We start from the raw sequence: 24,041 nt of genomic DNA on the forward strand, positions 1-24,041 counted from the left end.
GCGGTGTCGTTTCCGCCCCGCGCACGCCGGCCGGAGGCCTCCGGCCGGCGCCCGGCGGGCCCGGCCCGGGTCAAATCCCGCCATCCGGTCGTTTTGATCCCACTATTCGATACGCTGATGACAGCGGGCCTCCGGTGTCCCTAGCATCGTCGGCATGAAGCGACAGACGGACCTCACGAAGCGGCGGGCGGTAGACCTGTGCCGCGTGTCCGCCTGTCTGTGTCGAATGCGCTGACTCGGCGCCCCGGTTGGGCAGTTGACGCCCGCCGCCGATCTTCCCGGTGACCGCGCCCGGCTCTGCGAGCGGGCGGTCGCCGATGTACTCCGCAGTCCCCCGCCCGGCCGCACCGCTCCGCGCCCCGTCCCGGTATTCGGACGGACTTTCGGACCGCACCCACCCGGGCACCCCTGCAGCACCCTCCTGAGCAGCACCTTCCGCACAACCGCCCTCGGATGGAGACACCACCATGAGCCGCAGCGACGTCCTGGTCGACGCCGACTGGGTCCAGGCCCACCTGGACGACCCGAAGGTCGTCATCGTCGAGGTCGACGAGGACACCTCCGCGTACGACAAGAACCACATCCGCAACGCCGTCCGGATCGACTGGAAGCAGGACCTCCAGGACCCGGTCCGCCGCGACTTCATCGACCAGGCCGGCTTCGAGGCGCTGCTCAGCGCCAAGGGCATCGCCAACGACGACACGGTCGTCCTGTACGGCGGCAACAACAACTGGTTCGCCTCGTACGCCTACTGGTACTTCAAGCTGTACGGCCACGGTGACGTCCGCCTGTTGGACGGCGGCCGCAAGAAGTGGGAGCTGGACTCCCGCGACCTGGTCGCCGAGGTGCCGGCCCGTCCCGCCACCGAGTACAGGGCGCAGGCCGCCGACTCCTCGATCCGCGCCTTCCGCGACGACGTGATCGCCGCCATCGGCACCCTGAACCTGGTCGACGTGCGCTCGCCCGACGAGTTCTCCGGCAAGCTGCTCGCCCCGGCCCACCTCCCGCAGGAGCAGTCGCAGCGCCCCGGCCACGTGCCGAGCGCCCGCAACATCCCGTGGGCCAAGAACGCCAACGACGACGGCACCTTCAAGAGCGACGACGAGCTCAAGGCGCTGTACGAGGCCGAGGGCATCGACCTGGCGAAGGACACCATCGCCTACTGCCGCATCGGCGAGCGCTCCGCGCTCACCTGGTTCGTGCTGCACGAGCTGCTCGGCCAGCAGAACGTCAAGAACTACGACGGTTCGTGGACCGAGTACGGCAGCCTGGTCGGCGTGCCGATCGAGCTCGGCAGCAACTGAGCCTCCGGCTCGACCCGTAAGTCAGAAGGGAACACAGACATGTGCGGTGCGAAGGCCGGCGGCCCGGACCTGGCAGGAGTTGACGTGGCGAACGAGACGATCATCCAGGGTTCGGTGACCCGCGACGGTGAGCCGGTCAACGGCTACGTCCGGCTGCTGGACGAGAACAACGAGTTCACGGCCGAGGTGCCCACCTCGGCGACCGGCCAGTTCCGGTTCTTCGCCCGCCCGGGCAAGTGGACCCTGCGGGCGCTGGTGCCGGGCCAGACCGTGGACCGTCAGGTGGTGGCCTCCCAGGGCGCCGCCGTCGAGGTCGCGATCGCGGTCTGACCGGAGCCGGAGCGAATCCGGATCACCCCGAGGGCCCCTGCCGTGCAGGGGCCCTCGGTCGTACCGTGGAGGGATGCGGGCAAGGCGGCGGCGTCGCTACTACTTCGCCATGATGGGCGTGTGCCTGGGCCTGTTCGTCATGGCCTGGGGCGTGGTGCGGTTCTTCTCGGTCGGCGCGGCGATCGGCATGTGCGTGGTCGCGATGGTCATCCCGCCCGCCGCCGCGGTGTTCGCCAACAAGCGGGACCCCGAGGACGACTGGTGGGACGACCCGCGCTGGGACGACCCGAGGTGGGACGACCCCGGCCACGACCGGGACCGCCCCGACCGGGAACCGCGGAAGAGGGACTAGCTAGTACACGAGCGCCTGGACGCCGTCCGCCATGATCTCGCTGACGAAGACCTGGGCGCCCGCGATCCGGACACCGTCGACGGTGTCCTTCTGCTCGATCCCGCGCCGGGCCGCGCACTGGGTGCACAGGGTCACCGAACCGGCCGCCAGGATCGACTCCAGCAGGTCCGGCAGCGGCGCCGCGTGCGGCAGTTCGAACTCCGCGGCCCGGCCCGGCAGGGCGAACCAGGAGGACTCCCCGGTCAGCCAGAGCGAGACCTCGATCCCGCTGGCGACGGCCACCGCCGCCACCGTGAACGCCTGCGAGCACCGCTCCGGCGCGTCCGCCCCTGCGGTGACCTTGATGACCAGTTTCTTCGACATGGCGCCACCTTAGAGCGCCCGTCGCCCCCGCCGTCCGGCATCGCCGGAACCCTTGGGCAAAGCTTGGGCAGCCGGGGGGCGACGGCGCGAACCGCGACGTGGTGGGGCTCACCGCGACCGGCCGGAACCCGGCGGATAGAGTGAGCGGAGCAAAATCCACCACACTGTCGCCGCCTGGGAGCCCCCCGTGTCCGGTCTGGAAATGTTCTTCGACGGTCTGCTGGCCCTCATGGCCGTGCTGATCACCTGGTTCGCCATCTTCTCGGTGATGAAGCTGTACCAGGGCCAGCGCTGAGTCTGCCGTACGGTTGAGGCAGTCCCACACCGACGAGAACAGCGACCAGGAACATGATCGAGATCCCCTCTGACCTCCACAAGGACGTCGTCCCGCTCGCCTTCCTCCTCGGCACCTGGGAGGGCGCGGGCGTATTCGACTTCCCGGGCGCGGAGAAGTGCAACTTCGGCCAGGAGATCGTGATCCGCCACGACGGCCGCCCCTTCCTGGAGTTCCGCTCCCGCACCTGGGTGCTGGACGGCGAGGGCGAGAAGGTCCGTCCGCTGGAGAACGAGCACGCGTTCTGGCGCATCACCAGCAACACCGACGGCACCAGCGGTGCCCGGGGCATCGAGATCTCCTCCGTCCGCGACGACGGCACGGTCGAGATCTGGTACGGCGAGCTGGCCGACGGCAAGCCGCAGGTCGACGTCTCCACCGACGCGGTGGCCCGGATCGAGGGCTCGCCGGAGTACTCGGGCGGCAAGCGGCTGTACGGCTTCGTCAACGGCGAGCTGCTCTGGGTCGGCGAGAAGGCCGCCCCGAACGTCCCGCTGCGCCCGTACATGTCCGCGCAGCTGAAGAAGGTGCTCAGCCCGGCCCAGCTGATCAAGGACATCAACGACCTGCCGGACGACGGCATCGCCTTCTTCAAGTAGGCCGGTCGCGCGACCGGCAGTTCGGTGCACGAGGTAGGGACCGGCCCGCGGCCGGTCCCTACACTTGCACCAGGACCCCCGACCATTGGCAGGGACAGTACCGTGGCGGACACCGGCACCACCGACTGGCAGCTCTCCGGCGACTGGAAGACCGACCTGCGCGAACGCGGGTACCGGCTCACCCCGCAGCGGCAGCTCGTGCTGGAGGCCGTCGACGAGCTCGACCACGCCACCCCCGACGACATCCTCTGCCACGTCCGCCGGACCGCCAGCGGCATCAACATCTCCACCGTCTACCGGACCCTGGAGCTGCTGGAGGAGCTGGGCCTGGTCTCGCACGCCCACCTCGGCCACGGCGCCCCGACCTACCACCTGGCCGGCCGCCACCACCACCTGCACCTGGTCTGCCGGGACTGCGAGAAGGTCACCGAGACCGGCACCGAGATCGCCCAGCCGCTGATCGACAGCCTGCGCGAGCGGCACGGCTTCGACACCGACCTCAAGCACTTCGCCATCTTCGGCCGCTGCGCCGACTGCGCCGCCGAGCCCGCCGGGGACCGGCCGTAAGCTGGCCGGTATGACCGGTGTGAAGAGCCCGCTGCTTTCCCTGCCCGGAGCCGTCCCCGCCGAGGGGGCCGACGACGGTGTCGCCGCCCACTACGGCGACATCTTCCGCGAGCAACGCAACCTGTCGCAGGGCGCCGGCTTCGTCGACCTCTCGCACCGCGGCGTGGTCACCGTGACCGGCCCGGACCGGCTCTCCTGGCTGCACCTGCTGCTCACCCAGCACGTCAGCGAGCTGCCGCCGCAGCAGGCCGCCGAGGCACTGGTGCTCTCCCCGAACGGGCACGTCGAGCACGCGCTCTACCTGGTGGACGACGGCACCACCACCTGGGCGCACGTCGAGCCGGGCACCCAGCAGGCGCTGGTGGCCTACCTGGACGGCATGCGGTTCTTCTACCGGGTGGAGGTCGCCGACGCGACCGCCGAGTACGCCGTGGTCCACCTGCCGGCCGGCTCCACCGCGGCCGTCGAGGGCGCCGCCGCCGTCCGCGAACTCCCGTACGGGCGCGACCTGTTCGTGCCGCGCGGCGAGCTGGAGCGGCTCACCGCCGGGTACGGCCCGGCGGCCGGGGTCTGGGCCTACGAGGCGCTGCGGATCGAGGACCACCGGCCCCGGCTCGGCTTCGAGACCGACCACCGGACCATCCCGCACGAGGTGGACTGGCTGCGCACCGCCGTCCACCTGCAGAAGGGCTGCTACCGCGGCCAGGAGACCGTCGCCCGGGTGCACAACCTGGGCCGCCCGCCGCGCCGGCTGGTCTTCCTGCACCTGGACGGCACCGAGGAGACGCTGCCCCCGCACGGCACCGAGGTGCGGCTGGCCACCGACCCGGACGGGCGGGCGCTGGGCTTCGTGACCTCCTCGGCCCGGCACCACGAGCTGGGGCCGATCGCGCTGGCGATCGTGAAGCGGAACGTCCCGGTGGACGCCGTGCTGCTGGCCGGGACGGTCCCGGGCACCCAGGACGTGATCGTCCCGCAGTAGACCGCCCCGCGGCGGGGGCCGCTCAGACCTCGACGAGGACGGTGAACGGGCCGTCGTTCACCAGCGCCACCCGCATGTCGGCGCCGAACCGGCCCGTCTCCACCTTGGCGCCCAGCGCGCGCAGTTGTGCCACCACCTCGTCCACCAGCGGCTCGGCGACCGGGCCGGGGGCGGCCGCGTTCCAGGTGGGGCGGCGGCCCTTGCGGGCGTCGCCGTAGAGCGTGAACTGGCTGATCACCAGCAGCGGGGCGCCGAGGTCCGAGCAGCTCTGCTCGACCTCGCGGCTCCCCCGCTCGCCGTCGGCCGCTCGTCGCTCCTCGCCCTCGCCCTCGCCCTCGCCCTCGGCGTCGGCGCGGTCTTCGGCTCGGGGGGTCGGGGCCGGCAGCAGCCGCAGCGTCCAGAGCTTGCGGGCCAGTTGGGCGGCCTTGGCGGGAGTGTCGTCGTCGGTGACGCCGACCAGGACGCAGAGCCCGGGCCCCTCGATCGCGCCGACGGTCTCACCGGCCACGGTCACCCGGGCCTCGCTCACTCGCTGCACCACTGCTCGCATGCCGCCATTGTGCCGGAGCGCCGTACGGCCCCCCGGAGGGCCCCGCAGCCCTCCGCGCGCAGCCGGGCGTCCGGGCCCGCGCCGCTCGCGTTCCCTTACCTTCCCGTGTGCCCCAGCGGCCTCCTCAGGGCGCACACCAGGGGCGCGCACGAAGGGCTCGCACGCCGTGGGGTGCGCGCCTGCGCCGAATCGGGCGCCATTCTTCCTGGGGAAAGGGCCGGTCATATCAGCCACCCCCGTTCGCCAGGGGGCCGTTCGGGTGCACGGGCGGTGCGCGCGCGCCGGGCGGGGTGGCACGCTGGGGGACCGTACGAAGGGTCCGGGGCGCCAGGAGGTCCGCCGCGCCGGGCCGGGGTTCGACCGGGCGGTCGAGCCGGTAGGTCGGGCGTCCGGCCGTGCCGTCCCGGTGGGGTGGTCGCGGCCGGGGACCGGCGCCTCCGGGGGCTCCCGGGCGTGCCGGTGGACGGGACGCACGGCCCGTCGGGGGACGGGCCGGACCGGCGGCAGGGACGGGGTGCCGCGAGCGGGCGGGATCGGACGACGTCAGGTGGTTGGGTGATGGACGCGAGCAGCGCGGCGCGGGACCGGTCCGGGCCGGTGGTGCGGGCCCCAGGGGAGCCGTGCGGTCCGGCGGTGGGCGCGGAGGACGAGCCCGACCTGGAACGGCTTGGCCTGGAGCAGCTGCGGGTGCTGCGCCGGGAGACCCTGGAGCAGGAGGCCGACCTGTCGTACCTGCGGCGGCTGCTGCACGGGCGGATGGACATCCTGCGCGCCGAACTCGACCGGCGGCCAGGCGTGGGCCCGGTCCGCGCGGCCGGCCCCTCCGGCCCCTCCGGCTCCGACCTGGTTCCCGGTGACCTGCTGGACCGGCTGCCGGCCATCCTGACCGACACGCCCTCCACCGTGCGGCGCTCGGCCCGGCACGTCACCCTCGGCCCGCCGCGCACCCTGGAGTCCCGGCTGGAGGCGGACGCGTTGATGGGCGACGTCCAGCTCGCCGACCTGGCGGCGCACCCGGCGGAGGAGCTGCTGGCCGCCCTGGAACGGCTGCGGGCGCACGAGCGCGAGGTGTCCGGACGGCGCCAGCGGCTGCTGCGCACGGCGGACGGTTGCAATGCCGAGATCACCCGCAGGTACCGTGATGGGGAAGCACGGGTCGACGACCTGCTCGCAGGAGGGCCGCTCTGACCGGGTGAGCCGCCGCGGGCGGTGGGCCCGGCTCGCTCCCGGCCACCACCCTCGCCCCGGAAGGCTCATCCGTCATGTCCCTGCCCGCCACCGCGCCCGTTCTCGCCGAGGTCGTGCGCTCCGGTTTCGTCGAGGGCCGCCACCACGGCTCGCTGGTGCTGCTCGCAGCCGACGGATCGGTCGAGTTCGCGCTCGGCGACCCGGACGCCCCGGTCTTCCCGCGGTCGACGGCAAAGCCGTTCCAGGCGGTGGCCACCCTGCGGGCCGGGCTGGCGATCGAGGGCGAGCTGCTGGCGCTGGCGGCCTCCAGCCACTCCGCAGAATCGTTTCACCTCGATGGCGTGCGGAGCATCCTCGGCTCCGCCGGGCTCGACGAGTCGGCCCTGCGCACCCCGGCCGACCTGCCGCTGGACGACACCGAGGCGGAGCTGCTGCTCGCCGCCGGCGGCGAGCGCGCCCCGATCCTGATGGACTGCTCCGGCAAGCACGCCGGCTGGCTGGCCGCCTGCACCGCCAACGGCTGGGACACCGCGAGCTACCTCGACCCGGCCCACCCGATCCAGCTGCTGGCCCGCGAGGCCCTGGAGGAGGCCACCGGCGAGACCGCCGCGCACGCCGGGGTGGACGGCTGCGGTGCGCCGCTGCTGGCCGTGTCGCTGACCGGCCTGGCCCGCGGCTACCGCGGCCTGGTGCTGGCCGCCGAGGGCAGCGCGCCGCGCCGCGTCGCCGACGCGATGCGCGCCCACCCCGAGTACGTCGCCGGCACCCGCCGGGCCGACACCTGGCTGATGCGGGCGGTGCCGGGCGCGCTGTCCAAGATGGGCGCCGAGGCCGTCCAGGTGGTCGCGCTGCCGGACGGGCGGGCGCTGGCCTTCAAGATCGAGGACGGCGGCGAGCGGGCCCGCGGCCCGGTCCTGGCGGCCGCGCTGCGCCGGCTCGGGGTGGCCGGGGCGGACGGGACCGTCGAGCGGATCGGCGCGGCCCCGCTGCTCGGCGGCGGCGTGGCGGTCGGCGAGGTGCGGGCGGCCTTTTAGGGCGTGTCTGACAATTCCCGCCGGGTGCGCGACGCCGGGGGTCCTGGCCCGCAGGGCCGATACACCTGGGGCCTGTCGGCCCGCCGTGGAGCGCGGTACGCGGGCCGGCGGACGACCGTCGGGGTGCGGGCGGACCCGGGCCGGTGCACGGTGGACCGGGGGCCGTCGCACAGCTGAGGAGTCCGCCATGACCGACCATGTGTACCGGGTGACCGAGATCGTCGGGTCCTCGACCGAGAGCGTCGACGCCGCGATCCGCAACGGGGTGGAGCGGGCCTCCCGGACCCTGCGCAACCTCGACTGGTTCGAGGTCTCGCAGGTCCGGGGCCACCTGGAGGACGGCCGGATCAAGCACTACCAGGTGTGCATGAAGGTCGGCTTCCGGCTGGAGGACTGACCGGCTGGAGGACTGACCGGCCCGGGGCGCGGACCGGCCCGGGGCACCGCGGCCCCGGCGCCCGCCGGCGCGGGACGGTGAACGGGCGCCCGGCGAGGGCGGTGGACCCGGTGGCCGCCGTCGCCGCGGCCACCTCCGGCGCGTCCTCGGTGGCGCCGCAGCCGTTCGGCGGCCGGCCGCCCAGGGCGTGTTCCGCCCCCGGACACGACGGAGGCCGGGGCCCGCGGACGAATCCGCGAACCCCGGCCCCGGGCTGTCCCGACCTACCTCGAACGCCCTCGATCGAACGAGATCGGAACGACGGCTCAGTGACCGCCCTGCTCCGCCAGACGCTTGATCGAAGCGGTGACCTCGGCCTCGGCCTCGGCGCGGCCGACCCAGTTGGCGCCCTCGACGGACTTGCCGGGCTCCAGGTCCTTGTAGACCTCGAAGAAGTGCTGGATCTCCAGGCGGTCGAACTCCGACACGTGGTGGATGTCGCGCAGGTGCTCCCAGCGCGGGTCGGTCGCCGGGACGCAGAGCAGCTTGTCGTCGCCGCCGGCCTCGTCGGTCATGTGGAACATGCCGATGGCGCGGCACTTGATCAGGCAGCCCGGGAAGGTCGGCTCGTCCAGGATGACCAGGGCGTCCAGCGGGTCGCCGTCCTCGCCGAGCGTGCCCTCGACGTAGCCGTAGTCGGCCGGGTAGCGGGTCGAGGTGAAGAGCATCCGGTCGAGCCGCAGACGGCCGGTCTCGTGGTCGACCTCGTACTTGTTACGAGAGCCCTTCGGGATTTCGATAAGGACGTCGAACTCCAACGGTTCCTCCAAGGTAGGGACTGACAGAATCCAAGTGTCTCCTACGGGAGTGAGTGCTCGGGAAAGGGGCCGGTCGGTGGGAGCAGGGGGAGGGGCGGCTCGCCGCCGCGGGGGGACGGCCGCGGGGCTGTTCGGAGCGGCGCTGCTGGTCGTCGGAACGGTCCTGACCTCGGGCGGTGCGTATGCGCAGCCCTTCCCCCCGCCGGGCGGACACAGCGCCGCGCCGGGCGAGGACGAGGACCGCGACGGGCAGGGCGGCCACGACGGGCGGAAGGACGACCACGGCAAGGGCGGCGCCAAGCCCCGGCCGGCCGACGGCGACAGCCCGGGCGCCCCGCCCGGCCGTCCGGCCGCGCCGCCCGCCGCCGGGCCCGCCGCCGCATCCGCCACGCCCGCCGCTCCCGCCGCCGGCGACGGTGGTACGCCCGGCGCACGCCCGGCTCCCGCGCCGGGCGCCGTCCTGGCCGCCGTCGACGGCGGTGCGGGCGCCGCCGTCCCCACCGCGCAGGGCCTCCAGCAGGTGCTCGCCCCCGCGCTCGCCGACCACAGCCTCGGCGAGGTCACCTTCGCCGTCGCGGACGCCGGCACCGGCCGACTCCTGTACGGCTCCGGGGAGAACACCGCGGCCACCCCCGCGTCCACCACCAAGCTGGCCACCGCGGTCGCGGCGCTGTCCCTCATCCCGGGCGACACCCGGCTGCACACCCGGGTGGTCCGGGGCGCGGACCCGGGCACGATCGTCCTGGTCGGCGGCGGCGACCCGACGCTCACCGCGCTGCCCGCCGACCAGGTGCAGATCGGCGGCCAGCCGGTCGACGCCGACACCGCCCCCGCCTCGCTGGACCTCCTCGCCCAGCAGACCGCCGAGACCCTCGGGAGCCTCGGCGCCACGACGGTCCAGCTGGACTACGACCTGTCGCTGTACGCGGGCAACCCCCAGCACAGGAACCACGACGGGCAGAACATCGCCCTGGTGGTGCCGCTGATGGTGGACGAGGGCAGGATGGACCCGAAGAGCCGGGAGGACGCGCCGGAACGGGTCGCCGACCCGGCGGCCGCCGCCGCCGAGACATTCGCCTCTCTGCTCAGGGCCCGCGGCATCACCGTGACCGGCAAGGCCAGGCCCGCCGCCGCCCCCGCCCCCACCCCGGCCGCCACCGGCCAGGCCCCCCTCGGCGACGTCTTCTCGCCGACCGTCGCCCGATTGGTCGAACGGCTGCTGACCACCTCCGACAACCAGCTCGCCGAGGCGATCGCCCGTCAGGTCGCCCTCGCCGCCCACCAGCCGGCGAGCTTCGAGGGCGCCGCGGCCGCCGTCACCCAGGAGCTCACCCGGCTCGGCGTGCCGATGGGCGGAGTGCTCCTCAACGACGGCAGCGGGCTGCACCCGGGCAACGCGATCCCGCCCGCCGTCCTGGTCCGACTCCTCGTGCTGGCCGCCTCCGAGCAGCACCCCGCCCTGCGCCCGGTGCTCACCGGCCTGCCGGTCGCCGGCTTCACCGGCACCCTCAACAAGCGCTACGGCTCCGGGTCCGGCGCCGCCGACGCGGCCGGGCTGATCCGCGCCAAGACCGGCACCCTCAGCGGCGTCAACACCCTTGCGGGCACCGTCGTCGACGCCGACGGCCGGCTGCTCGCCTTCGCCGTCATGACCCGCACCCCCGCCCCCGCCGACACCGCCCGCGCCGCCATGGACCGGGTCGCCGCCCGCCTCACCACCTGCGGCTGCCACTGACCCGCACCCGCCCCGTCCGCCCCGGAGCCCGCGAACGGTCGGGCGCCGCACGGCTTCCCGGCCGGCCGCGCCCGCCGGCGGTCACCCGCCGCCGGCGGCCCGGGCGCCGCGGACGGACGGGGGAGGGCTGTTGGCGGCGGGTGGCTGCCGTTGGCGGTGGGGAGCACGTACGGTGAGGGCATGACGAGCGCGAGTGGCGGTGCAGACATGGTCGACTGGAACCTCGCGGTCGCAACCGCGACCAGGTTGGTGCGGCCGGGGCCGGAAGTGAGCCGGGAGGAAGCGGCGGCGGTGGTCGCCGAGTTGCGCCGACACGCCCTGGAGGCGGAGGAGCACGTGCGGGCGTTCACCGGCATGCGCTCGTCCAGCCTGGCCCAGGCCGCGGCGACGCCGGTGCTGGTGGTGGACCGTCCCGGGTGGGTCCGGGCCAACGTGGCGGGCTTCCGCACGGTCGTCCAGCCGCTGGTGGAGAAGCTCCAGGCGCGTCGGGCGAACAGCGCGGCGGCCGGGATGTTCGGTGCGGTGGGCGAGAAGGCCACCGGGATCGAGGTCGGGGCGCTGCTGGCGTTCCTGGCCACCAAGGTGCTGGGCCAGTACGAGACCTTCGCCCCGGCCGAGCCCCCGCCGGAGGCGCCGGACAGCCCGGCCGCGCTGTTCGACAAGCCGCGGCTGGGGCCGGACGGCCCCGGGCCGGGCCGGCTGCTGCTGGTGGCGCCGAACATCGTGCACGTCGAGCGGGAGCTGGACGTCGACCCGTCCGACTTCCGGCTCTGGGTCTGCCTGCACGAGGAGACGCACCGGACGCAGTTCACCGCGGTGCCGTGGCTGCGCGACCACATCCAGTCCGAGGTGCAGTCCTTCCTCGCCGAGACGGACGTCGACCCCGGCGCCCTGCTGGAGCGGCTGCGGGACGCGGCGGGTTCGCTCGGCGGCCTGTCGGGCGGCGGCAACCGGGAGGGCACGTCGTCCGGGAACCTGCTGGAGATCGTCCAGTCGCCCGCGCAGCGCGAGATCCTGGGCCGGCTGACGGCCGTGATGTCGCTGCTGGAGGGCCACGCGGACGTGGTGATGGACGGCGTCGGGCCGGCCGTGGTGCCGACCGTCGCCGAGATCCGGGAGAAGTTCCAGCAGCGCCGGGACCGCGGCGCCAACCGGCTCGACCTGCTGCTGCGCCGGCTGCTCGGCATGGACGCGAAGCTGCGCCAGTACCAGGACGGCGCGGTGTTCGTGCGCGGCGTGGTGGAGCAGGTCGGCATGGAGGGGTTCAACCGGGTGTGGACCTCCCCGAACACCCTGCCGACCAAGGACGAGATCCACGATCCGGCCGCCTGGGTGGCCCGGGTGGCGCGCTGAGGGACGAGTGGACGTCGGCGCGCCGCGAGCCGGGCGGCAAGGGGCGCGCGACGGTCAATCCCGCTCGTACGAGTGGTCCAATCGGCCAGGCGACGAGTGAAGAAGCGTTTCTTCATTCACCCGAACGTGGGACGGTGGTCGTACCGGGGGCGCGGGTGGCGTAGCGGGTGGCCACTATCTGCCACCATCTGTGAGCGCCCGGTAACCGGGCGTTCATGCCGGTGCGCGGCCCCCGCCGCGTCCGCCGCGAGTCCTGTTCCCCCTCCGTCGAGGAGTCTTCCGCCGTGGGCCCTCACCCCGCCGTCGCCGCGATACGCCTGGCCGTTCGCCGTACCCTCGCCGACCTCGCCGCCGAGGCCGGTTCCACCTTCACCGCGCCCGTGCGCGAGCCCCGGGAGCGCCCGGCCGGGGCGCCGCTGGTGGGTGCCGCGGTCGGCACCACCCTGATCGGCAACGCCGCGCGCCACCCCTCCGGACTGCCCCGCACCCCGGCCGCGCCCGGCTCGCCGCTGGTCCTGGTGGCCGTCAGCGGCGGCGCGGACTCGATGGCGCTGGCCATCGCCGCCGCCTTCGAGGCCCCCAAGATCGGCCTGCGGGTCGGCGCCGTCACCGTCGACCACGGCCTCCAGGCCGGCTCCGCCGAGCGCGCCGACCAGGTGGCCGACCGGCTGCGCACGCTCGGCCTCGACCCGGTCGAGGCGGTCCCGGTGCGGGTCGGCCGCGCCGGGGGCCCGGAGGCCGCCGCCCGGGACGCCCGCTACGCCGCGCTGGACGAGGCCGCCGAGCGCCACGGCGCGATCGCGGTGCTGCTCGGGCACACCCGGGACGACCAGGCCGAGACCGTGCTGCTGGGCCTGGCCCGCGGCTCCGGTGCCCGCTCGCTGGCCGGGATGCCCGCCCAGAAGGGCCGCTACCGCCGCCCGCTGCTGGAGCTGGACCGGGCCGCCACCCGGCAGGCCTGCGCCGCCCAGTCGATCCCGGTCTGGGACGACCCCCACAACTGTGATCCCGCCTACACCCGCTCCCGGGTCCGCCACGAGGTGCTGCCGGTCCTGGAGAAGCACCTGGGCGGCGGAGTGGTCGAAGCGCTGGCCCGCACCGCCCGGCTGTTCCGCGACGACGCCGACGCCCTCGACCAGTGGGCCTCGCTGGCCGAACGCGACCTCCGTACGGGCGACGGCGCCCTGGACGCCGTGAAACTGGCCGAACTGCCGCCCGCGGTGCGCCGCCGGGTGCTGCGCCGGGCCGCGCTGCGGGCGGGCTGTCCGGCCGGGGACCTGTTCGCCCGGCACCTGGAGACGATCGACCTGCTGGTCACCGGATGGCGCGGACAGGGTCCGCTGCACCTACCCGGGGGCGTCGAGGCCACCCGCAGGTGTGGCACGCTGGTCTTTCGGCGGCAGGGCGACTGACGGGCTGGGCATGCCCCGGGGGAAGCCGGCCGCCGGCCACACAGACCCCGAACGTTTGAGGACGTATCCCCGGTGGACCAGAACGACATGGGCGCTGACCTCGCGAAGGTGCTCATCAGCAAGGACGAGATCGACGCCAAGCTCCTGGAGCTGGCCGAGCGCATCGACCGGGACTACGCAGGCAAGGACCTGCTGATCGTCGGCGTCCTCAAGGGGGCCGTGATGGTCATGGCCGACCTCGCCCGGGCCCTGCACTCGCAGGTCACCATGGACTGGATGGCCGTCTCCTCGTACGGTATGGGCACCAAGTCCTCGGGCGTGGTGCGGATCCTGAAGGACCTGGACACCGACATCGCCGGCCGTGACGTCCTGATCGTCGAGGACATCATCGACTCCGGTCTGACGCTGTCCTGGCTGCTGGGCAACCTGGGCTCGCGCGGCCCGGCGTCGCTCGAGGTCTGCACCCTGCTCCGCAAGCCGGACGCGGCGAAGGTCGAGATCGACGTGAAGTACGTCGGGTTCGACATCCCCAACGAGTTCGTGGTCGGCTATGGCCTGGACTACGCGGAGAAGCTGCGCAACCTCCCCTTCATCGGCACCCTCGCCCCGCACGTCTACGGCGGCTGAGGGCCCGTTCGGGCTACGGGCGGGAACAGTAGGCCGTTCCCGCCCGTTGCACCCGGGAGACACAGAACCAAAGCCGTCTCGCCGTGCTCCCGCCATGGGCGGGTCCGACTGCGGTACGGTCCAATAAACCGCTCTTCACATGAGCACCAATCGGATGCGCCGCGGCCCAACAGCCTCCCGGCGCCGTTGAGTGGCAGGAGGGACGGGGCGGCAACGCCCCGCATGGATGGACGTCAAGCGATACTTCCGTGCGCCGATCATGTGGATCGTGCTGGCCGTCCTCGCCGTCATCGTACTGATGCAGGTCGTTTCGGACTCGAACGGCTACAAGACGGTGGACACCGGTCAGGTCGTCGCGGCGATCGACGCGCACAACGTCAAGTCGGCGCAGATCACCACCGGTGACTCGAACACGATCAAGATCCAGCTGAGGGACGGCGCCACACTGCCCAGCGCCGGTACGGGCAAGACCCCGTCCGGCACCAAGTTCCAGGCCTCGTACATCGGCGACCAGGGTGTCGCCATCGCCGACAAGCTCCAGGCCCAGGTCAACGACAAGGACCAGAGCACGCTCGCCGAGGGCTACACCATCAGCCCGGAGAAGCAGAGCACCTTCGTCAGCCTGCTGCTGTCGATGCTCCCCATCGTGATCATCGTCCTGGTCTTCCTGTTCCTGATGAACCAGATGCAGGGCGGCGGCTCCCGGGTCATGCAGTTCGGCAAGTCCAAGGCCAAGCTGCTCACCAAGGACACCCCCAAGACCACCTTCGCCGACGTCGCCGGCGCGGACGAGGCGGTCGAGGAGCTCCACGAGATCAAGGAGTTCCTCCAGGAGCCGGCCAAGTTCCAGGCCGTCGGTGCCAAGATCCCCAAGGGCGTGCTGCTCTACGGCCCGCCCGGTACCGGCAAGACCCTGCTGGCGCGCGCCGTCGCGGGCGAGGCCGGGGTGCCCTTCTACTCCATCTCCGGCTCGGACTTCGTCGAGATGTTCGTCGGTGTCGGCGCCAGCCGCGTCCGCGACCTCTTCGAGCAGGCCAAGGCGAACGCCCCGGCGATCGTCTTCGTCGACGAGATCGACGCCGTCGGCCGGCACCGCGGCGCGGGCCTCGGCGGCGGCCACGACGAGCGCGAGCAGACCCTCAACCAGCTGCTGGTCGAGATGGACGGCTTCGACGTCAAGGGCGGCGTGATCCTGATCGCCGCGACCAACCGCCCCGACATCCTGGACCCGGCGCTGCTGCGCCCGGGCCGCTTCGACCGCCAGATCGCGGTGGAGCGCCCCGACCTCCAGGGCCGGCTGGACATCCTCAAGGTGCACCAGAAGGGCAAGCCGATCGCGCCCGACGTCGACCTGTCGGCCGTCGCCAAGCGCACCCCCGGCTTCACCGGTGCCGACCTGTCGAACGTCCTCAACGAGGCGGCGCTGCTGACCGCCCGCTCGGACAAGAAGCTGATCGACAACGGCATCCTGGACGAGGCGATCGACCGCGTCGTGGCGGGTCCGCAGAAGCGCACGCGGATCATGTCCGACAAGGAGAAGAAGATCACCGCGTACCACGAGGGCGGCCACGCCCTGGTCGCGGCGGCCTGCCAGTACAGCGACCCGGTGCACAAGATCACCATCCTGTCCCGCGGCCGGGCCCTCGGCTACACCATGGTGCTGCCGGACGAGGACAAGTACTCCACCACCCGCAACGAGATGCTCGACCAGCTCGCCTACATGATGGGCGGGCGCGCGGCGGAGGAACTGGTCTTCCACGACCCGACCACCGGTGCCTCGAACGACATCGAGAAGGCCACCGCGACGGCCCGGGCCATGGTCACCCAGTACGGCATGACCGAGCGCCTCGGTGCGATCAAGTTCGGCAGCGACAACTCGGAGCCGTTCCTGGGCCGTGAGATGGGCCACCAGCGCGACTACTCGGAAGAGGTTGCCGGGCTGGTCGACGAAGAGGTCAAGAAGCTCATCGACACCGCGCACAACGAGGCCTGGGAGATCCTGGTCGAGAACCGCGACGTGCTCGACAACCTGGTCCTGGAGCTCCTGGAGAAGGAGACCCTGAACAAGGAGCAGATCGCCGAGGTCTTCGCGCCGATCGTCAAGCGCCCGGCCCGGCCGGCCTGGACGGGCTCCGCCCGCCGCACGCCGTCCACCCGGCCTCCGGTGCAGTCCCCGAAGGAGCTGGCGCTCACCAACGGCGCCGCCTCCGGCGAGGGCGCGGCGGTGGACGTCGTGAAGCTCCCGCCGATGCCGGCCGCCGAGCCGCGGACCGAGGGCTGACCCCGCACTCCAGACGGGAATGGATGCCGCGTCACCAGGGTTTGTACCCTGGAGGCGCGGCATCCGTGCTGTCCTGCCAGAGTCTTCCGATACATAAGCGAGGCCCGCATGATCGACCCGGTGACGTTCGACGGTCCGCCCGCCGTCGGTACCTTTGACCAGAAGCGGGCCGAGAACGCCATCCGCGAGCTGCTGCTCGCCGTGGGGGAGGACCCGGACCGCGAGGGCCTGCTGGAGACCCCGGCCCGGGTCGCGCGCGCCTACAAGGAGATATTCGCGGGCCTGTGGCAGGAGCCCGAGGACGTCCTCACCACCACCTTCGACCTCGGCCACGACGAGATGGTGCTGGTCAAGGACATCGAGCTGACCTCGGTCTGCGAGCACCACCTGGTCCCGTTCCGCGGCGTGGCCCACGTCGGGTACATCCCGTCCACCAACGGCAAGATCACCGGGCTTTCCAAGCTCGCCCGGCTGGTCGACGTCTACGCCCGCCGGCCGCAGGTGCAGGAGCGGCTGACCAGCCAGGTGGCCGACGCGCTGATGCGGATCCTGGAGCCGCGCGGGGCCATCGTCGTGGTCGAGTGCGAGCACATGTGCATGTCGATGCGCGGCATCCGCAAGCCCGGCGCCAAGACGATCACCTCCTGCGTGCGCGGCCAGCTGCGCGACCCGGCCACCCGGGCCGAGGCGATGAGCCTCATCATCGGGCGGTAGGGGCCCGCCGCCGGTGGCGGTCGGCCCGCGGGAGCGCTCAGAGCACCTCGCGCTCCGCGTGCGGCGGAGCCGGGGTGCCCAGGGCGTTGCGGCGCTCGGGCATCCGCAGCGCGACCATCCGGCGCCAGCCGTAGGCGCGGTCGTACAGGTAGAGCGCGTGCACCCCGAAGGTGACCAGGGCGAGCTGCCAGCGCGGCCAGCGCAGGATCCGGGCCATCCGGGCGGTGACGGCGAGGCCGACGTCCCGGTGGGTGCGGATCTCGCCGCGGGCGCTGGCCTCCAGGGCGTGCCGGACGTATGGTCCGTGGCCCTCGGCGACCAGCCGCAGCAGCTCCTCGTGGCAGTACGCGAGGTGGTTGTCCTCGTCGGCGGAGATCATCCGCATCGCCCGGCCGAGCGCGGGGTTGTCCCCGTACGCCTTGACCAGCTGGCGCATCTGCTCGGCGGCGCGCTGCTCGGTGACCCGGCTGTGCGCGAGGTAGGTGATGATCTCGCGGTCGGTCAGCGGGACGTCGCTGTTCAGCCGCTCGTGCGAGAGGCCGACGCCCTGGCGCTCCAGCAGCATGCAGTAGTCGACCTCGTCGGGGACGGGCACCTTGGGCAGGCCGCGCCTGTTCAGCAGCTGGGCGAAGATCCGGCCGTGCTTGCGTTCGTCGGCACCGTGCCGGGCGATCTTCGGGGCGAGGACCGGATCGCGGGTGAGCGCGGTGATCCGCTCGTTCTCCCAGCCGCCCTGGTCCTCGCCGCCGGCCGCGATGCTGCAGAACAGCTGGTACGCCTGGTCGTTCCGGTAGATCTCGTCGAAGAGCGAGCGGGTGCTCAGCACGGTGCCTCCTGCGGGTCCGGGGCGGTGCCCGCCGGGGGCGACGGGCGGTCGAGATACGTTCCCCCCGGGCGCCCGCCGGCCGGGCCGACCGGCGGGTAGTCACCCACCTGTCCTAGCCGAGGTGCGCGCCCAGCCATTCGAGCGTGGCCGGCATCTCCCTGGTCCAGCTGTCGAAGTTGTGCCCGCCGTCGTCCAGGTAGAGCGAGTCGACCGTGAACCGGGGGTTGGCCGCCGCGGCCCGGGTGGCCTGGTCGACGAACTGGACGGTCTGCGGGTAGTCCCCCTCCGTGCGGGTGGAGACCGCCAGCAGGTTGAGCTCCGGGACCGGCAGGTTCTGCAGCCGCCAGCCGAGGTCGTGCTGCTGGGCCAGCGCCTTGTCGCCGTTGAAGAGGTCGCCGCCGGTGTAGTTGTCCTGGCGCACGGTGAAGTCGCCGTGCAGGCTCGCCGCGTTGCCGTAGACGTTCGGGAAGCGCATCGCCAGGCGCAGCGCGCAGCTGCCGCCGGTGGAGTAGCCGAGGGTGCCCCAGGAGCCGGCCGTGCGGCCGACCCGGTAGCTGCTGCGGATGGCCTCGGGGACGTCCTTGACGAACCAGGTCTCGGTGCGCGGCCCGCCGGGGACGTCGACGCACTCGGTGTCCCGGGACGGGTCGACCGCCGGGCGGGCCATCACCAGGACGGTCGGCGGCATCTTGCCGGAGCGCTGCAGCTCGATCGCGGTCTGGGCGAGGGGGATCTCGTGCAGCAGGTTCAGCGTGGTCCCCGGGTAGCCGGCGATGGCCAGCAGGACGGGGAAGCGGACCAGGGCGAGCTTCGGGTCGAAGTACGCGGCGGGCAGGTAGACGAACATCTGGTCGGAGAAGCCCGTCTCCTTGCCGCTGACCCGGACCGACTCGACCCTGCCGACCTCCTCGGGCGGGCCCTTCGGCAGGTTGGTGATGGTCTCCAGGCCGCCCTCGGTGGTGGGCTGGACCAGCGCGTCGGAGACCGGGGTGCCGCCCTTGTGGTTCTCGTTGCTGGTCAGCGCGAGCTTGGCGCCGCCCGGGCTGAGCAGGTCGTCCCAGGAGGTGTAGAACCCGAAGGAGTTGTTCACCGACAGCGCGAGCACGGCCAGGGCGGAGAGTTGAACGACCGTCAGCAGTCCGATCCGGCCGAGCACCGGCAGCGCGCGCTGCGGTGCCAGCCTCGGCCAGATCCACAGGGTCGTGACGACTGCCGCGACGCCGAGTGCGAGCAGCGAGTTCACCAGCGCGTCGCTGGTCAGTTCCATGCCGTCGGCCTTCCGGTGGGACACTGTCGGTGCAGGCTTCATCGTCTGGCGGTCCGTCAGGCCGGGCCACCGCGGCTAGGCTGTCCGGACGCCCGGGCGGGCTGGAAGGGCGGGGAGAGCCGCAGGCAACCGGCGCCCTAGAATGCGGCGTCCACCGTACGTAACGCGTCCCGGAGGGTCCTGCCGCGCCACGCGGCGGCAGGCCCCCGGCTCCCACCGCCGGCTCAACCCGCAGCGCGACCACGGCCCCGGTTTACCTGCCGTTTCCGGGTCCTTGGTATGCGCATTGCCTGATGAAGGAATAGGCATGAAGGTCCATCACGCGTCCTCCCCCGGAGTGACCGGACACCGCCCCGCAGCCTCTACGCTGAGCACCCATGAGCAGTCCCGTGTCCGTTGAGCCGAGCCCCGAGCAGCCGTCGCGCCGTCGCCGCGGCCTGCAGACGCTGCGCACCCAGGCGTCCGCCGTCCCGAGGGCCTGGCTCCCCGGAGCGGTCGGCTACGCCTGTCTGCTGATCGGGCTCGTGGACATCGCCAGCGCGGTGTTCCCCAAGCTCCGGCACACCAAGGTGCACACCTTCGCGGGGCAGCTGCCGGGCGGCACCACCAGCCTGGCGGCGGTCGGCGCGCTGATGGTCGGCATCCTGCTGGTGCCGCTGGCGCACGCGCTGCGCCGGCGCAAGCGGCGGGCCTGGCGGGCGGTCTGCGTGCTGCTGCCGGTCAGCGCCGGACTGCACATCGTGCGCTGGCACCAGATCGGCCCGGCCGTCGTCTCGCTGGTGCTCCTCGCCGTGATGCTGGTCCACCAGCGCGAGTTCTACGCCAAGGCCGACCCGCGCACCCGCTGGCGGGCGGTCGTCAACCTGGTCGTCATGGGCGTCCTCAGCGTGCTGCTCGGCCTGCTGATCGTGAGCACCCGGACCAAGTACGAGATCGGCCACCCGGGCCTGGCCTCGCGCCTGCAGCACGTCGGGTACGGACTGTTCGGCTTCGAGGGCCCGGTCCGGTACAACAACGTCCGGATGTCCGACCTGGTCGCCTACCTGCTCGGCGGGCTCGGCCTGCTGACCGCCTTCACCACCGCGTACCTGGCGCTGCGGCCGGGCAAGCCGAAGCCCGAGCTGACGGCGGAGGACGAGGAGAAGGTCCGCGAGCTGCTCAGGCGGCACGGCGAGCGCGACTCGCTCGGCTACTTCGCGCTGCGCCGCGACAAGAGCGTGCTGTTCTCGCCCACCGGCAAGGCCGCGATCTCCTACCGGGTCGTCTCCGGCGTGATGCTGGCCTCCGGCGACCCGGTCGGCGACGTCGAGGCCTGGCCGGGCGCGATCAAGGTGTTCATGGCCGAGGCCCGCGAGCACGCCTGGGTGCCGGCCGTGATGGGCTGCAGCGAGGTCGGCGGCGAGGTCTGGACCCGCGAGGCGGGCCTGGACGCGCTGGAGCTGGGCGACGAGGCGATCGTCGACACCGCCTCCTTCTCGCTCTCCGGGCGGGCCATGCGCAACGTGCGCCAGATGGTCAAGCGGATCGAGCGCAACGGCTACTCCTGCCAGGTGCGCCGGGTCGCCGAGCTCACCGCGGAGGAGAAGCACCGGATCGCCGACGCCGCCGCCCGCTGGCGGGGCACGGACACCGAGCGCGGCTTCTCGATGGCCCTCGGCCGCTTCGGCGACCCGCTGGACGACGACTGCGTGGTGGTCACCGCCCACAAGGCCCCGGAGGAGGGCGAGGAGGGCGACGACCTGAAGGCCGTGCTGCACTTCGTGCCCTGGGGGCCGGACGGCATCTCGCTGGAGCTGATGCGCCGCGACCGCGCCGCCGACCCGGGCCTGAACGAGCTGTTGATCGTCGCCGCGCTCCAGGCGGTGCCCGCGATGGGCGTGCGCCGGGTGTCGCTCAACTTCGCGATGTTCCGCTCGGCGCTGGCCCGCGGCGAGCGGATCGGCGCCGGCCCGGTGCTGCGCGCCTGGCGCGGACTGCTGGTGTTCCTGTCGCGCTGGTTCCAGATCGAGTCGCTGTACAAGTTCAACGCCAAGTTCCAGCCCGAGTGGGAGCCGCGCTTCCTGGTCTTCCCGAGCACCCGGGACCTGCCGCGGATCGGCTTCGCCGCGATGCAGGCGGAGGCCTTCATCACGCTCGGCATGCCCCGCTTCGGCCGCCGGCGCCAGCGCGAGGGGCTGATGCCGGTCCCGTCGACCCGCGAGGTCACCGAGGCCGCCTGAGCCCGTCGGCGCCCTCCGGAGCGCGCCGGTACGGAACGGGGCCCCCGCCGAGAATCCTCGGCGGGGGCCCCGTTCGATAATGGGAAGCATGAACGATTCGCCGTCCTTCTCCCTGCCGCCCGGCCTGCCGCGGCTGGAGCGTTGCGCCGTGATGGGCGTGGTCAACGTCACGCCCGACTCCTTCTCGGACGGCGGGATGTGGCACGACCCCGCGAAGGCGATCGCGCACGGCCTCGCGCTGCGGGCCCGCGGCGCGGACCTGGTGGACGTCGGCGGCGAGTCCACCCGGCCGGGCTCCCGGCGGGTGCCCGAGGCGGAGGAGCTGCGCCGGGTGATCCCGGTGGTGCGCGAGCTGGCCGACGCCGGGGTGACGGTCTCCGTGGACACCATGCGCGCCTCGGTCGCCGAGCGGGCCGTCGAGGCCGGCGCCGCGATCGTCAACGACGTCTCCGGCGGGCTCGCCGACCCGGCGATGGCCCGGGTGGTCGCCGAGACCGGCGCGCCCTTCGTGGTGATGCACTGGCGCGGGCAGTCCGCCGACATGGACCGGCTGGCCGTCTACGACGACGTGGTGCGGGACGTGGTCGCCGAGCTGGGCGAACGGGTGGACGCGCTGCTGGCCGCAGGGGTCAAGGAGGACCAGCTGATCCTCGATCCGGGGCTCGGCTTCGCCAAGACCGCCGAGCACAACTGGGCGCTGCTCGGCCGGCTGGACGCGCTCACAGCGCTCGGCCGTCCCGTGCTCGTGGCGGCTTCGCGCAAGCGGTTCCTGGGTACGCTGCTCGCCGACCCGGCAACCGGGGAACTGCGCCCGGCCCGGGAGCGCGACGACGCGACGGCCGCGGTGTCGGTGCTGTCGGCCCGGGCCGGAGCCTGGGCGGTACGGGTGCACGACGTGGCCGGCACGGCGGACGCCGTCCGGGTGGTCGCGGCCTGGCAGCACGCGGAGCGGTTGGGGTGAGGGAGGGTCTGTGACAGGTGACGGCAGGTTGAGCGGCGGTACCGCCGGGCGGGCCCGCGAGGCGGACGTGGAGGCCGTGCTCGCGGCGAACCGGGGGTTCTACGAGGCGCTGGAACGGGGAGACCTGGAAGCGGTCGAGGACGCCTGGCTGGGCGCCGCGGACGCCGACGACAAGGGCGGCGTGGTGTGCGTGCACCCGGGCTGGCCGGTGCTCCGCGGCCGGGCGCAGGTGACCCGCTCGTACATGCTGATCATGATGAACACGGAGTACATCCAGTTCTTCCTGACCGATGTCGAGGCCGAGGTGCACGGCGATGTGGCCCTTGTCACGTGCACCGAGAACATCCTCTCCGGCGGTGAGTCGGAGGAGGAGGGGGAGCTCGGACCACTGGTCGGCGGAAAGGTCGTCTCGACGAATCTGTTCCGTCGTACCCCGGCCGGGTGGAAACTCTGGTCGCATCACGGTTCACCCGTTCTGACCAGCGGGGACGACGACGAGGAGAGCTGATTCCGGCGATCGCGGAAATACCGCGGCGGAGACGTCGTTCGGAATTCCGAGTGGTCACCGAACGTTCACGTCAATCGCCGTACTGGTGCGCGTGGCGTCGGTTCGTGCCGGGTAGGACGGTCAGGCGTTGTCCGTGCTCGCGGGTAGATTCGAAACGGAGTGGCGGGCGTGCTGCCCGCCTTCGCCCTGCCCGTCCATGCCTTTCCCCGGGTGGGGCCCGTCCGACTGGGAGCAGTGATTCGTTTGCTGGACCGCGTCACCCTGCGGGGGCTGCGAGCCCGGGGCCACCACGGCGTCTTCGAGCGCGAGCGCGCCGAGGGGCAGACCTTCGTGGTCGACCTCGTGCTGTACCTGGACACCCGCCCCGCCGCGGCCGGAGACGACCTCACCCGCACCGCGCACTACGGCCTGGTGGCGGAGGAGGTCACCGCGATCATCGCCGGCGAGCCGGTCGACCTGATCGAGACGCTGGCCCAGCGCATCGCCGACCAGTGCCTCAAGCACGAAGCGGTCGAGGAGGTCGAGGTCACCGTGCACAAGCCGGACGCCCCGATCACCGTGCCGTTCGACGACGTGACCGTGACCATCCACCGGGGCCGCGCATGACCCCCACCGCGCGCCGCTCGGTATCCGATGCAGAGGACGTTATTCGATGATCACCAGCGACCCGACGGCCACGCCGAACGCGTTCGACCTGGAGAGCCGGGTGGACTCGGCCGACACCACACTGCACAGCCAGCGCTGTGCGGTGATCGCGCTCGGCAGCAACCTGGGCAACCGGCTGGAGACCCTCCAGGGCGCCGTCGACGCGCTCGCCGACACCCCGGGGCTGCGGATCAAGGCCGTCTCCGCGGTGTACGAGACCGAGGCCGTCGGCGGGCCCGAGGAGCAGCCGAACTACTACAACGCGGTCGTGCTGCTGCGCACCTCGCTGCCCCCGCGGGACCTGCTGGAGCGCGGCAACGCCATCGAGGACGCCTTCGGGCGGGTGCGGACGGTCCACTGGGGCCCGCGCACCCTGGACGTCGACATCCTGGCCTACGAGGGCGTGCTGAGCGACGACCCGCAGCTGCTGCTCCCGCACCCGCGCTCGCACGAGCGGGCCTTCGTGCTCGCCCCCTGGCTGGACGCCGAGCCGGAGGCCGAGCTGCCCGGCCACGGGCGGGTGGACGCGCTGCTGTCCGCGCTGGGCGGCCCGGACGCGCAGGGCGTGAAGCGCCGCGAGGACATCCGGCTGACGCTGCCCGAGTAGGCCCCGGGGCGGGCCCCGGGGGCCGGTGACCGGGGCCGTCGCCCGGGGAACTCGGCCGGGGGCCCGCCCGTACGAGTAGGTGTCCGCCG

Annotated in this window: 26 protein-coding genes; 21 read left to right on the plus strand and 5 right to left on the minus strand. The window is 72.9% G+C overall.

The genetic code is table 11. The annotated features are described in order from the left end of the window. Positions 1 to 154 precede the first annotated feature (154 nt). The 4 genes from ACFY0X_RS34590 (at position 155) to ACFY0X_RS34605 (ending at position 1,986) form a co-directional block, all read left to right on the plus strand. Entirely contained in the window at positions 155 to 235 is an 81-nt protein-coding gene (locus ACFY0X_RS34590; RefSeq protein WP_353652343.1) for an Ms5788A family Cys-rich leader peptide, read from the plus strand. Positions 236 to 467: 232 nt separating this feature from the next. Beyond that, the gene (locus ACFY0X_RS34595; protein WP_387760483.1) at positions 468 to 1,304 is read left to right on the plus strand and encodes a sulfurtransferase; all 837 of its coding nucleotides are present in this window, start codon (positions 468 to 470) and stop codon (positions 1,302 to 1,304) included. 39 nt (positions 1,305 to 1,343) lie between these two features. Beyond that, entirely contained in the window at positions 1,344 to 1,634 is a 291-nt protein-coding gene (locus tag ACFY0X_RS34600) for a DUF1416 domain-containing protein (protein WP_045692289.1), read from the plus strand. Between the two features lie 73 nt (positions 1,635 to 1,707). Beyond that, positions 1,708 to 1,986, plus strand: a complete 279-nt coding sequence (locus ACFY0X_RS34605) for a DUF3099 domain-containing protein (RefSeq protein WP_387760484.1) — start codon at positions 1,708 to 1,710, stop codon at positions 1,984 to 1,986. On the opposite strand, the gene ACFY0X_RS34610 is transcribed toward ACFY0X_RS34605, so the two are convergent. Beyond that, positions 1,987 to 2,349, minus strand: coding sequence for a DsrE family protein (locus ACFY0X_RS34610; protein WP_387760485.1), 363 nt, complete (start codon positions 2,347 to 2,349; stop codon positions 1,987 to 1,989). It lies immediately after the preceding gene. A 348-nt stretch (positions 2,350 to 2,697) separates the two neighbouring features. On the opposite strand from ACFY0X_RS34610, the gene ACFY0X_RS34615 reads away from it, so the two are divergent. The 3 genes from ACFY0X_RS34615 to ACFY0X_RS34625 all read left to right on the plus strand — a co-directional run bounded on the left by ACFY0X_RS34615 (position 2,698) and on the right by ACFY0X_RS34625 (position 4,831). Continuing rightward, entirely contained in the window at positions 2,698 to 3,282 is a 585-nt protein-coding gene (locus ACFY0X_RS34615) for an FABP family protein (protein WP_387760486.1), read from the plus strand. A gap of 102 nt (positions 3,283 to 3,384) precedes the next feature. Continuing rightward, entirely contained in the window at positions 3,385 to 3,849 is a 465-nt protein-coding gene (locus tag ACFY0X_RS34620) for a Fur family transcriptional regulator (RefSeq protein ID WP_387760487.1), read from the plus strand. Between the two features lie 19 nt (positions 3,850 to 3,868). Further along, positions 3,869 to 4,831 carry a YgfZ/GcvT domain-containing protein gene (locus ACFY0X_RS34625; RefSeq protein ID WP_387760517.1) on the plus strand — a complete coding sequence of 321 codons (963 nt, stop codon included), beginning with the start codon at positions 3,869 to 3,871 and terminating at the stop codon, positions 4,829 to 4,831. 22 nt (positions 4,832 to 4,853) lie between these two features. On the opposite strand, the gene ACFY0X_RS34630 is transcribed toward ACFY0X_RS34625, so the two are convergent. Next, the gene (locus ACFY0X_RS34630) at positions 4,854 to 5,381 is read right to left on the minus strand and encodes a D-aminoacyl-tRNA deacylase (protein WP_387760488.1); all 528 of its coding nucleotides are present in this window, start codon (positions 5,379 to 5,381) and stop codon (positions 4,854 to 4,856) included. A 558-nt stretch (positions 5,382 to 5,939) separates the two neighbouring features. Between ACFY0X_RS34630 and ACFY0X_RS34635 the strand changes: the two genes are divergently transcribed. From ACFY0X_RS34635 to ACFY0X_RS34645, 3 genes are all read left to right on the plus strand, one after another. After that, on the plus strand, positions 5,940 to 6,569 hold the full coding sequence (locus ACFY0X_RS34635) for an ABC transporter substrate-binding protein (RefSeq protein ID WP_387760489.1): 630 nt from the start codon (positions 5,940 to 5,942) through the stop codon (positions 6,567 to 6,569). A 74-nt stretch (positions 6,570 to 6,643) separates the two neighbouring features. Beyond that, a complete protein-coding gene (locus ACFY0X_RS34640) occupies positions 6,644 to 7,603 on the plus strand; it encodes an asparaginase (RefSeq protein WP_387760490.1) in 960 nt (319 codons plus the stop codon). Between the two features lie 187 nt (positions 7,604 to 7,790). Continuing rightward, positions 7,791 to 8,000, plus strand: coding sequence for a dodecin (locus ACFY0X_RS34645; protein ID WP_224285507.1), 210 nt, complete (start codon positions 7,791 to 7,793; stop codon positions 7,998 to 8,000). Between the two features lie 305 nt (positions 8,001 to 8,305). Here the strand turns inward: ACFY0X_RS34645 and ACFY0X_RS34650 are convergent, their stop codons facing one another. Beyond that, positions 8,306 to 8,797: an inorganic diphosphatase gene (locus ACFY0X_RS34650; protein WP_030059594.1), complete on the minus strand. Its 492-nt coding sequence runs from the start codon at positions 8,795 to 8,797 to the stop codon at positions 8,306 to 8,308. 76 nt (positions 8,798 to 8,873) lie between these two features. On the opposite strand from ACFY0X_RS34650, the gene dacB reads away from it, so the two are divergent. The 6 genes from dacB to folE all read left to right on the plus strand — a co-directional run bounded on the left by dacB (position 8,874) and on the right by folE (position 16,919). Further along, the gene (gene dacB / locus ACFY0X_RS34655) at positions 8,874 to 10,532 is read left to right on the plus strand and encodes a D-alanyl-D-alanine carboxypeptidase/D-alanyl-D-alanine-endopeptidase (protein WP_387760491.1); all 1,659 of its coding nucleotides are present in this window, start codon (positions 8,874 to 8,876) and stop codon (positions 10,530 to 10,532) included. Between the two features lie 180 nt (positions 10,533 to 10,712). Then, positions 10,713 to 11,885 (plus strand): zinc-dependent metalloprotease, encoded by a 1,173-nt coding sequence (locus ACFY0X_RS34660; RefSeq protein ID WP_387760492.1) that lies wholly within the window; start codon positions 10,713 to 10,715, stop codon positions 11,883 to 11,885. A 284-nt stretch (positions 11,886 to 12,169) separates the two neighbouring features. Beyond that, positions 12,170 to 13,297, plus strand: a complete 1,128-nt coding sequence (gene tilS / locus ACFY0X_RS34665; protein ID WP_387760493.1) for a tRNA lysidine(34) synthetase TilS — start codon at positions 12,170 to 12,172, stop codon at positions 13,295 to 13,297. A 72-nt stretch (positions 13,298 to 13,369) separates the two neighbouring features. Next, complete coding sequence (gene hpt, locus ACFY0X_RS34670; RefSeq protein WP_030059589.1) at positions 13,370 to 13,924, plus strand: hypoxanthine phosphoribosyltransferase; 555 nt, start codon at positions 13,370 to 13,372, stop codon at positions 13,922 to 13,924. Positions 13,925 to 14,150: 226 nt separating this feature from the next. Beyond that, positions 14,151 to 16,205, plus strand: a complete 2,055-nt coding sequence (gene ftsH / locus ACFY0X_RS34675) for an ATP-dependent zinc metalloprotease FtsH (RefSeq protein ID WP_387760494.1) — start codon at positions 14,151 to 14,153, stop codon at positions 16,203 to 16,205. 108 nt (positions 16,206 to 16,313) lie between these two features. Then, complete coding sequence (gene folE, locus ACFY0X_RS34680; RefSeq protein ID WP_387760495.1) at positions 16,314 to 16,919, plus strand: GTP cyclohydrolase I FolE; 606 nt, start codon at positions 16,314 to 16,316, stop codon at positions 16,917 to 16,919. Between the two features lie 37 nt (positions 16,920 to 16,956). On the opposite strand, the gene ACFY0X_RS34685 is transcribed toward folE, so the two are convergent. Both ACFY0X_RS34685 and ACFY0X_RS34690 read right to left on the minus strand, forming a co-directional pair. Next, positions 16,957 to 17,745, minus strand: a complete 789-nt coding sequence (locus tag ACFY0X_RS34685; RefSeq protein ID WP_387760496.1) for a ferritin-like domain-containing protein — start codon at positions 17,743 to 17,745, stop codon at positions 16,957 to 16,959. Positions 17,746 to 17,857: 112 nt separating this feature from the next. Then, on the minus strand, positions 17,858 to 19,012 hold the full coding sequence (locus ACFY0X_RS34690; RefSeq protein ID WP_387760497.1) for an alpha/beta hydrolase: 1,155 nt from the start codon (positions 19,010 to 19,012) through the stop codon (positions 17,858 to 17,860). A 377-nt stretch (positions 19,013 to 19,389) separates the two neighbouring features. On the opposite strand from ACFY0X_RS34690, the gene ACFY0X_RS34695 reads away from it, so the two are divergent. The 5 genes from ACFY0X_RS34695 to folK all read left to right on the plus strand — a co-directional run bounded on the left by ACFY0X_RS34695 (position 19,390) and on the right by folK (position 23,952). Further along, positions 19,390 to 21,231, plus strand: coding sequence for a phosphatidylglycerol lysyltransferase domain-containing protein (locus ACFY0X_RS34695; RefSeq protein ID WP_387760498.1), 1,842 nt, complete (start codon positions 19,390 to 19,392; stop codon positions 21,229 to 21,231). A gap of 88 nt (positions 21,232 to 21,319) precedes the next feature. Continuing rightward, positions 21,320 to 22,192: a dihydropteroate synthase gene (folP, locus tag ACFY0X_RS34700; protein ID WP_387760499.1), complete on the plus strand. Its 873-nt coding sequence runs from the start codon at positions 21,320 to 21,322 to the stop codon at positions 22,190 to 22,192. A gap of 28 nt (positions 22,193 to 22,220) precedes the next feature. Beyond that, positions 22,221 to 22,700 carry a nuclear transport factor 2 family protein gene (locus ACFY0X_RS34705; protein ID WP_387760500.1) on the plus strand — a complete coding sequence of 160 codons (480 nt, stop codon included), beginning with the start codon at positions 22,221 to 22,223 and terminating at the stop codon, positions 22,698 to 22,700. 246 nt (positions 22,701 to 22,946) lie between these two features. Then, positions 22,947 to 23,306: a dihydroneopterin aldolase gene (folB, locus tag ACFY0X_RS34710; RefSeq protein WP_360353719.1), complete on the plus strand. Its 360-nt coding sequence runs from the start codon at positions 22,947 to 22,949 to the stop codon at positions 23,304 to 23,306. A gap of 46 nt (positions 23,307 to 23,352) precedes the next feature. Continuing rightward, entirely contained in the window at positions 23,353 to 23,952 is a 600-nt protein-coding gene (gene folK, locus ACFY0X_RS34715; protein ID WP_387760501.1) for a 2-amino-4-hydroxy-6-hydroxymethyldihydropteridine diphosphokinase, read from the plus strand. The last annotated feature ends 89 nt before the right edge of the window (positions 23,953 to 24,041 follow it).

Origin of the sequence: Kitasatospora sp. NPDC001547 (assembly GCF_042894165.1) — a bacterium.
GTDB lineage: Bacteria > Actinomycetota > Actinomycetes > Streptomycetales > Streptomycetaceae > Kitasatospora.

What these genes read in the sequence shown, in the direction of transcription:
- ACFY0X_RS34600 (WP_045692289.1), top strand. Translation starts at nt 1,344, where the DNA reads ATGTGCGGTGCGAAGGCCGGCGGCCCGGACCTGGCAGGAGTTGACGTG.
- ACFY0X_RS34635 (WP_387760489.1), top strand. Translation starts at nt 5,940, where the DNA reads ATGGACGCGAGCAGCGCGGCGCGGGACCGGTCCGGGCCGGTGGTGCGG.
- ACFY0X_RS34590 (WP_353652343.1), top strand. Translation starts at nt 155, where the DNA reads ATGAAGCGACAGACGGACCTCACGAAGCGGCGGGCGGTAGACCTGTGC.
- folP (WP_387760499.1), top strand. Translation starts at nt 21,320, where the DNA reads ATGAACGATTCGCCGTCCTTCTCCCTGCCGCCCGGCCTGCCGCGGCTG.
- ACFY0X_RS34660 (WP_387760492.1), top strand. Translation starts at nt 10,713, where the DNA reads ATGACGAGCGCGAGTGGCGGTGCAGACATGGTCGACTGGAACCTCGCG.
- ACFY0X_RS34695 (WP_387760498.1), top strand. Translation starts at nt 19,390, where the DNA reads ATGAGCAGTCCCGTGTCCGTTGAGCCGAGCCCCGAGCAGCCGTCGCGC.
- ACFY0X_RS34645 (WP_224285507.1), top strand. Translation starts at nt 7,791, where the DNA reads ATGACCGACCATGTGTACCGGGTGACCGAGATCGTCGGGTCCTCGACC.
- ftsH (WP_387760494.1), top strand. Translation starts at nt 14,151, where the DNA reads ATGGACGTCAAGCGATACTTCCGTGCGCCGATCATGTGGATCGTGCTG.
- ACFY0X_RS34640 (WP_387760490.1), top strand. Translation starts at nt 6,644, where the DNA reads ATGTCCCTGCCCGCCACCGCGCCCGTTCTCGCCGAGGTCGTGCGCTCC.
- ACFY0X_RS34605 (WP_387760484.1), top strand. Translation starts at nt 1,708, where the DNA reads ATGCGGGCAAGGCGGCGGCGTCGCTACTACTTCGCCATGATGGGCGTG.
- ACFY0X_RS34610 (WP_387760485.1), bottom strand. Translation starts at nt 2,349, where the DNA reads ATGTCGAAGAAACTGGTCATCAAGGTCACCGCAGGGGCGGACGCGCCG.
- ACFY0X_RS34615 (WP_387760486.1), top strand. Translation starts at nt 2,698, where the DNA reads ATGATCGAGATCCCCTCTGACCTCCACAAGGACGTCGTCCCGCTCGCC.
- ACFY0X_RS34690 (WP_387760497.1), bottom strand. Translation starts at nt 19,012, where the DNA reads ATGGAACTGACCAGCGACGCGCTGGTGAACTCGCTGCTCGCACTCGGC.
- ACFY0X_RS34595 (WP_387760483.1), top strand. Translation starts at nt 468, where the DNA reads ATGAGCCGCAGCGACGTCCTGGTCGACGCCGACTGGGTCCAGGCCCAC.
- folK (WP_387760501.1), top strand. Translation starts at nt 23,353, where the DNA reads ATGATCACCAGCGACCCGACGGCCACGCCGAACGCGTTCGACCTGGAG.
- ACFY0X_RS34630 (WP_387760488.1), bottom strand. Translation starts at nt 5,381, where the DNA reads ATGCGAGCAGTGGTGCAGCGAGTGAGCGAGGCCCGGGTGACCGTGGCC.
- folE (WP_387760495.1), top strand. Translation starts at nt 16,314, where the DNA reads ATGATCGACCCGGTGACGTTCGACGGTCCGCCCGCCGTCGGTACCTTT.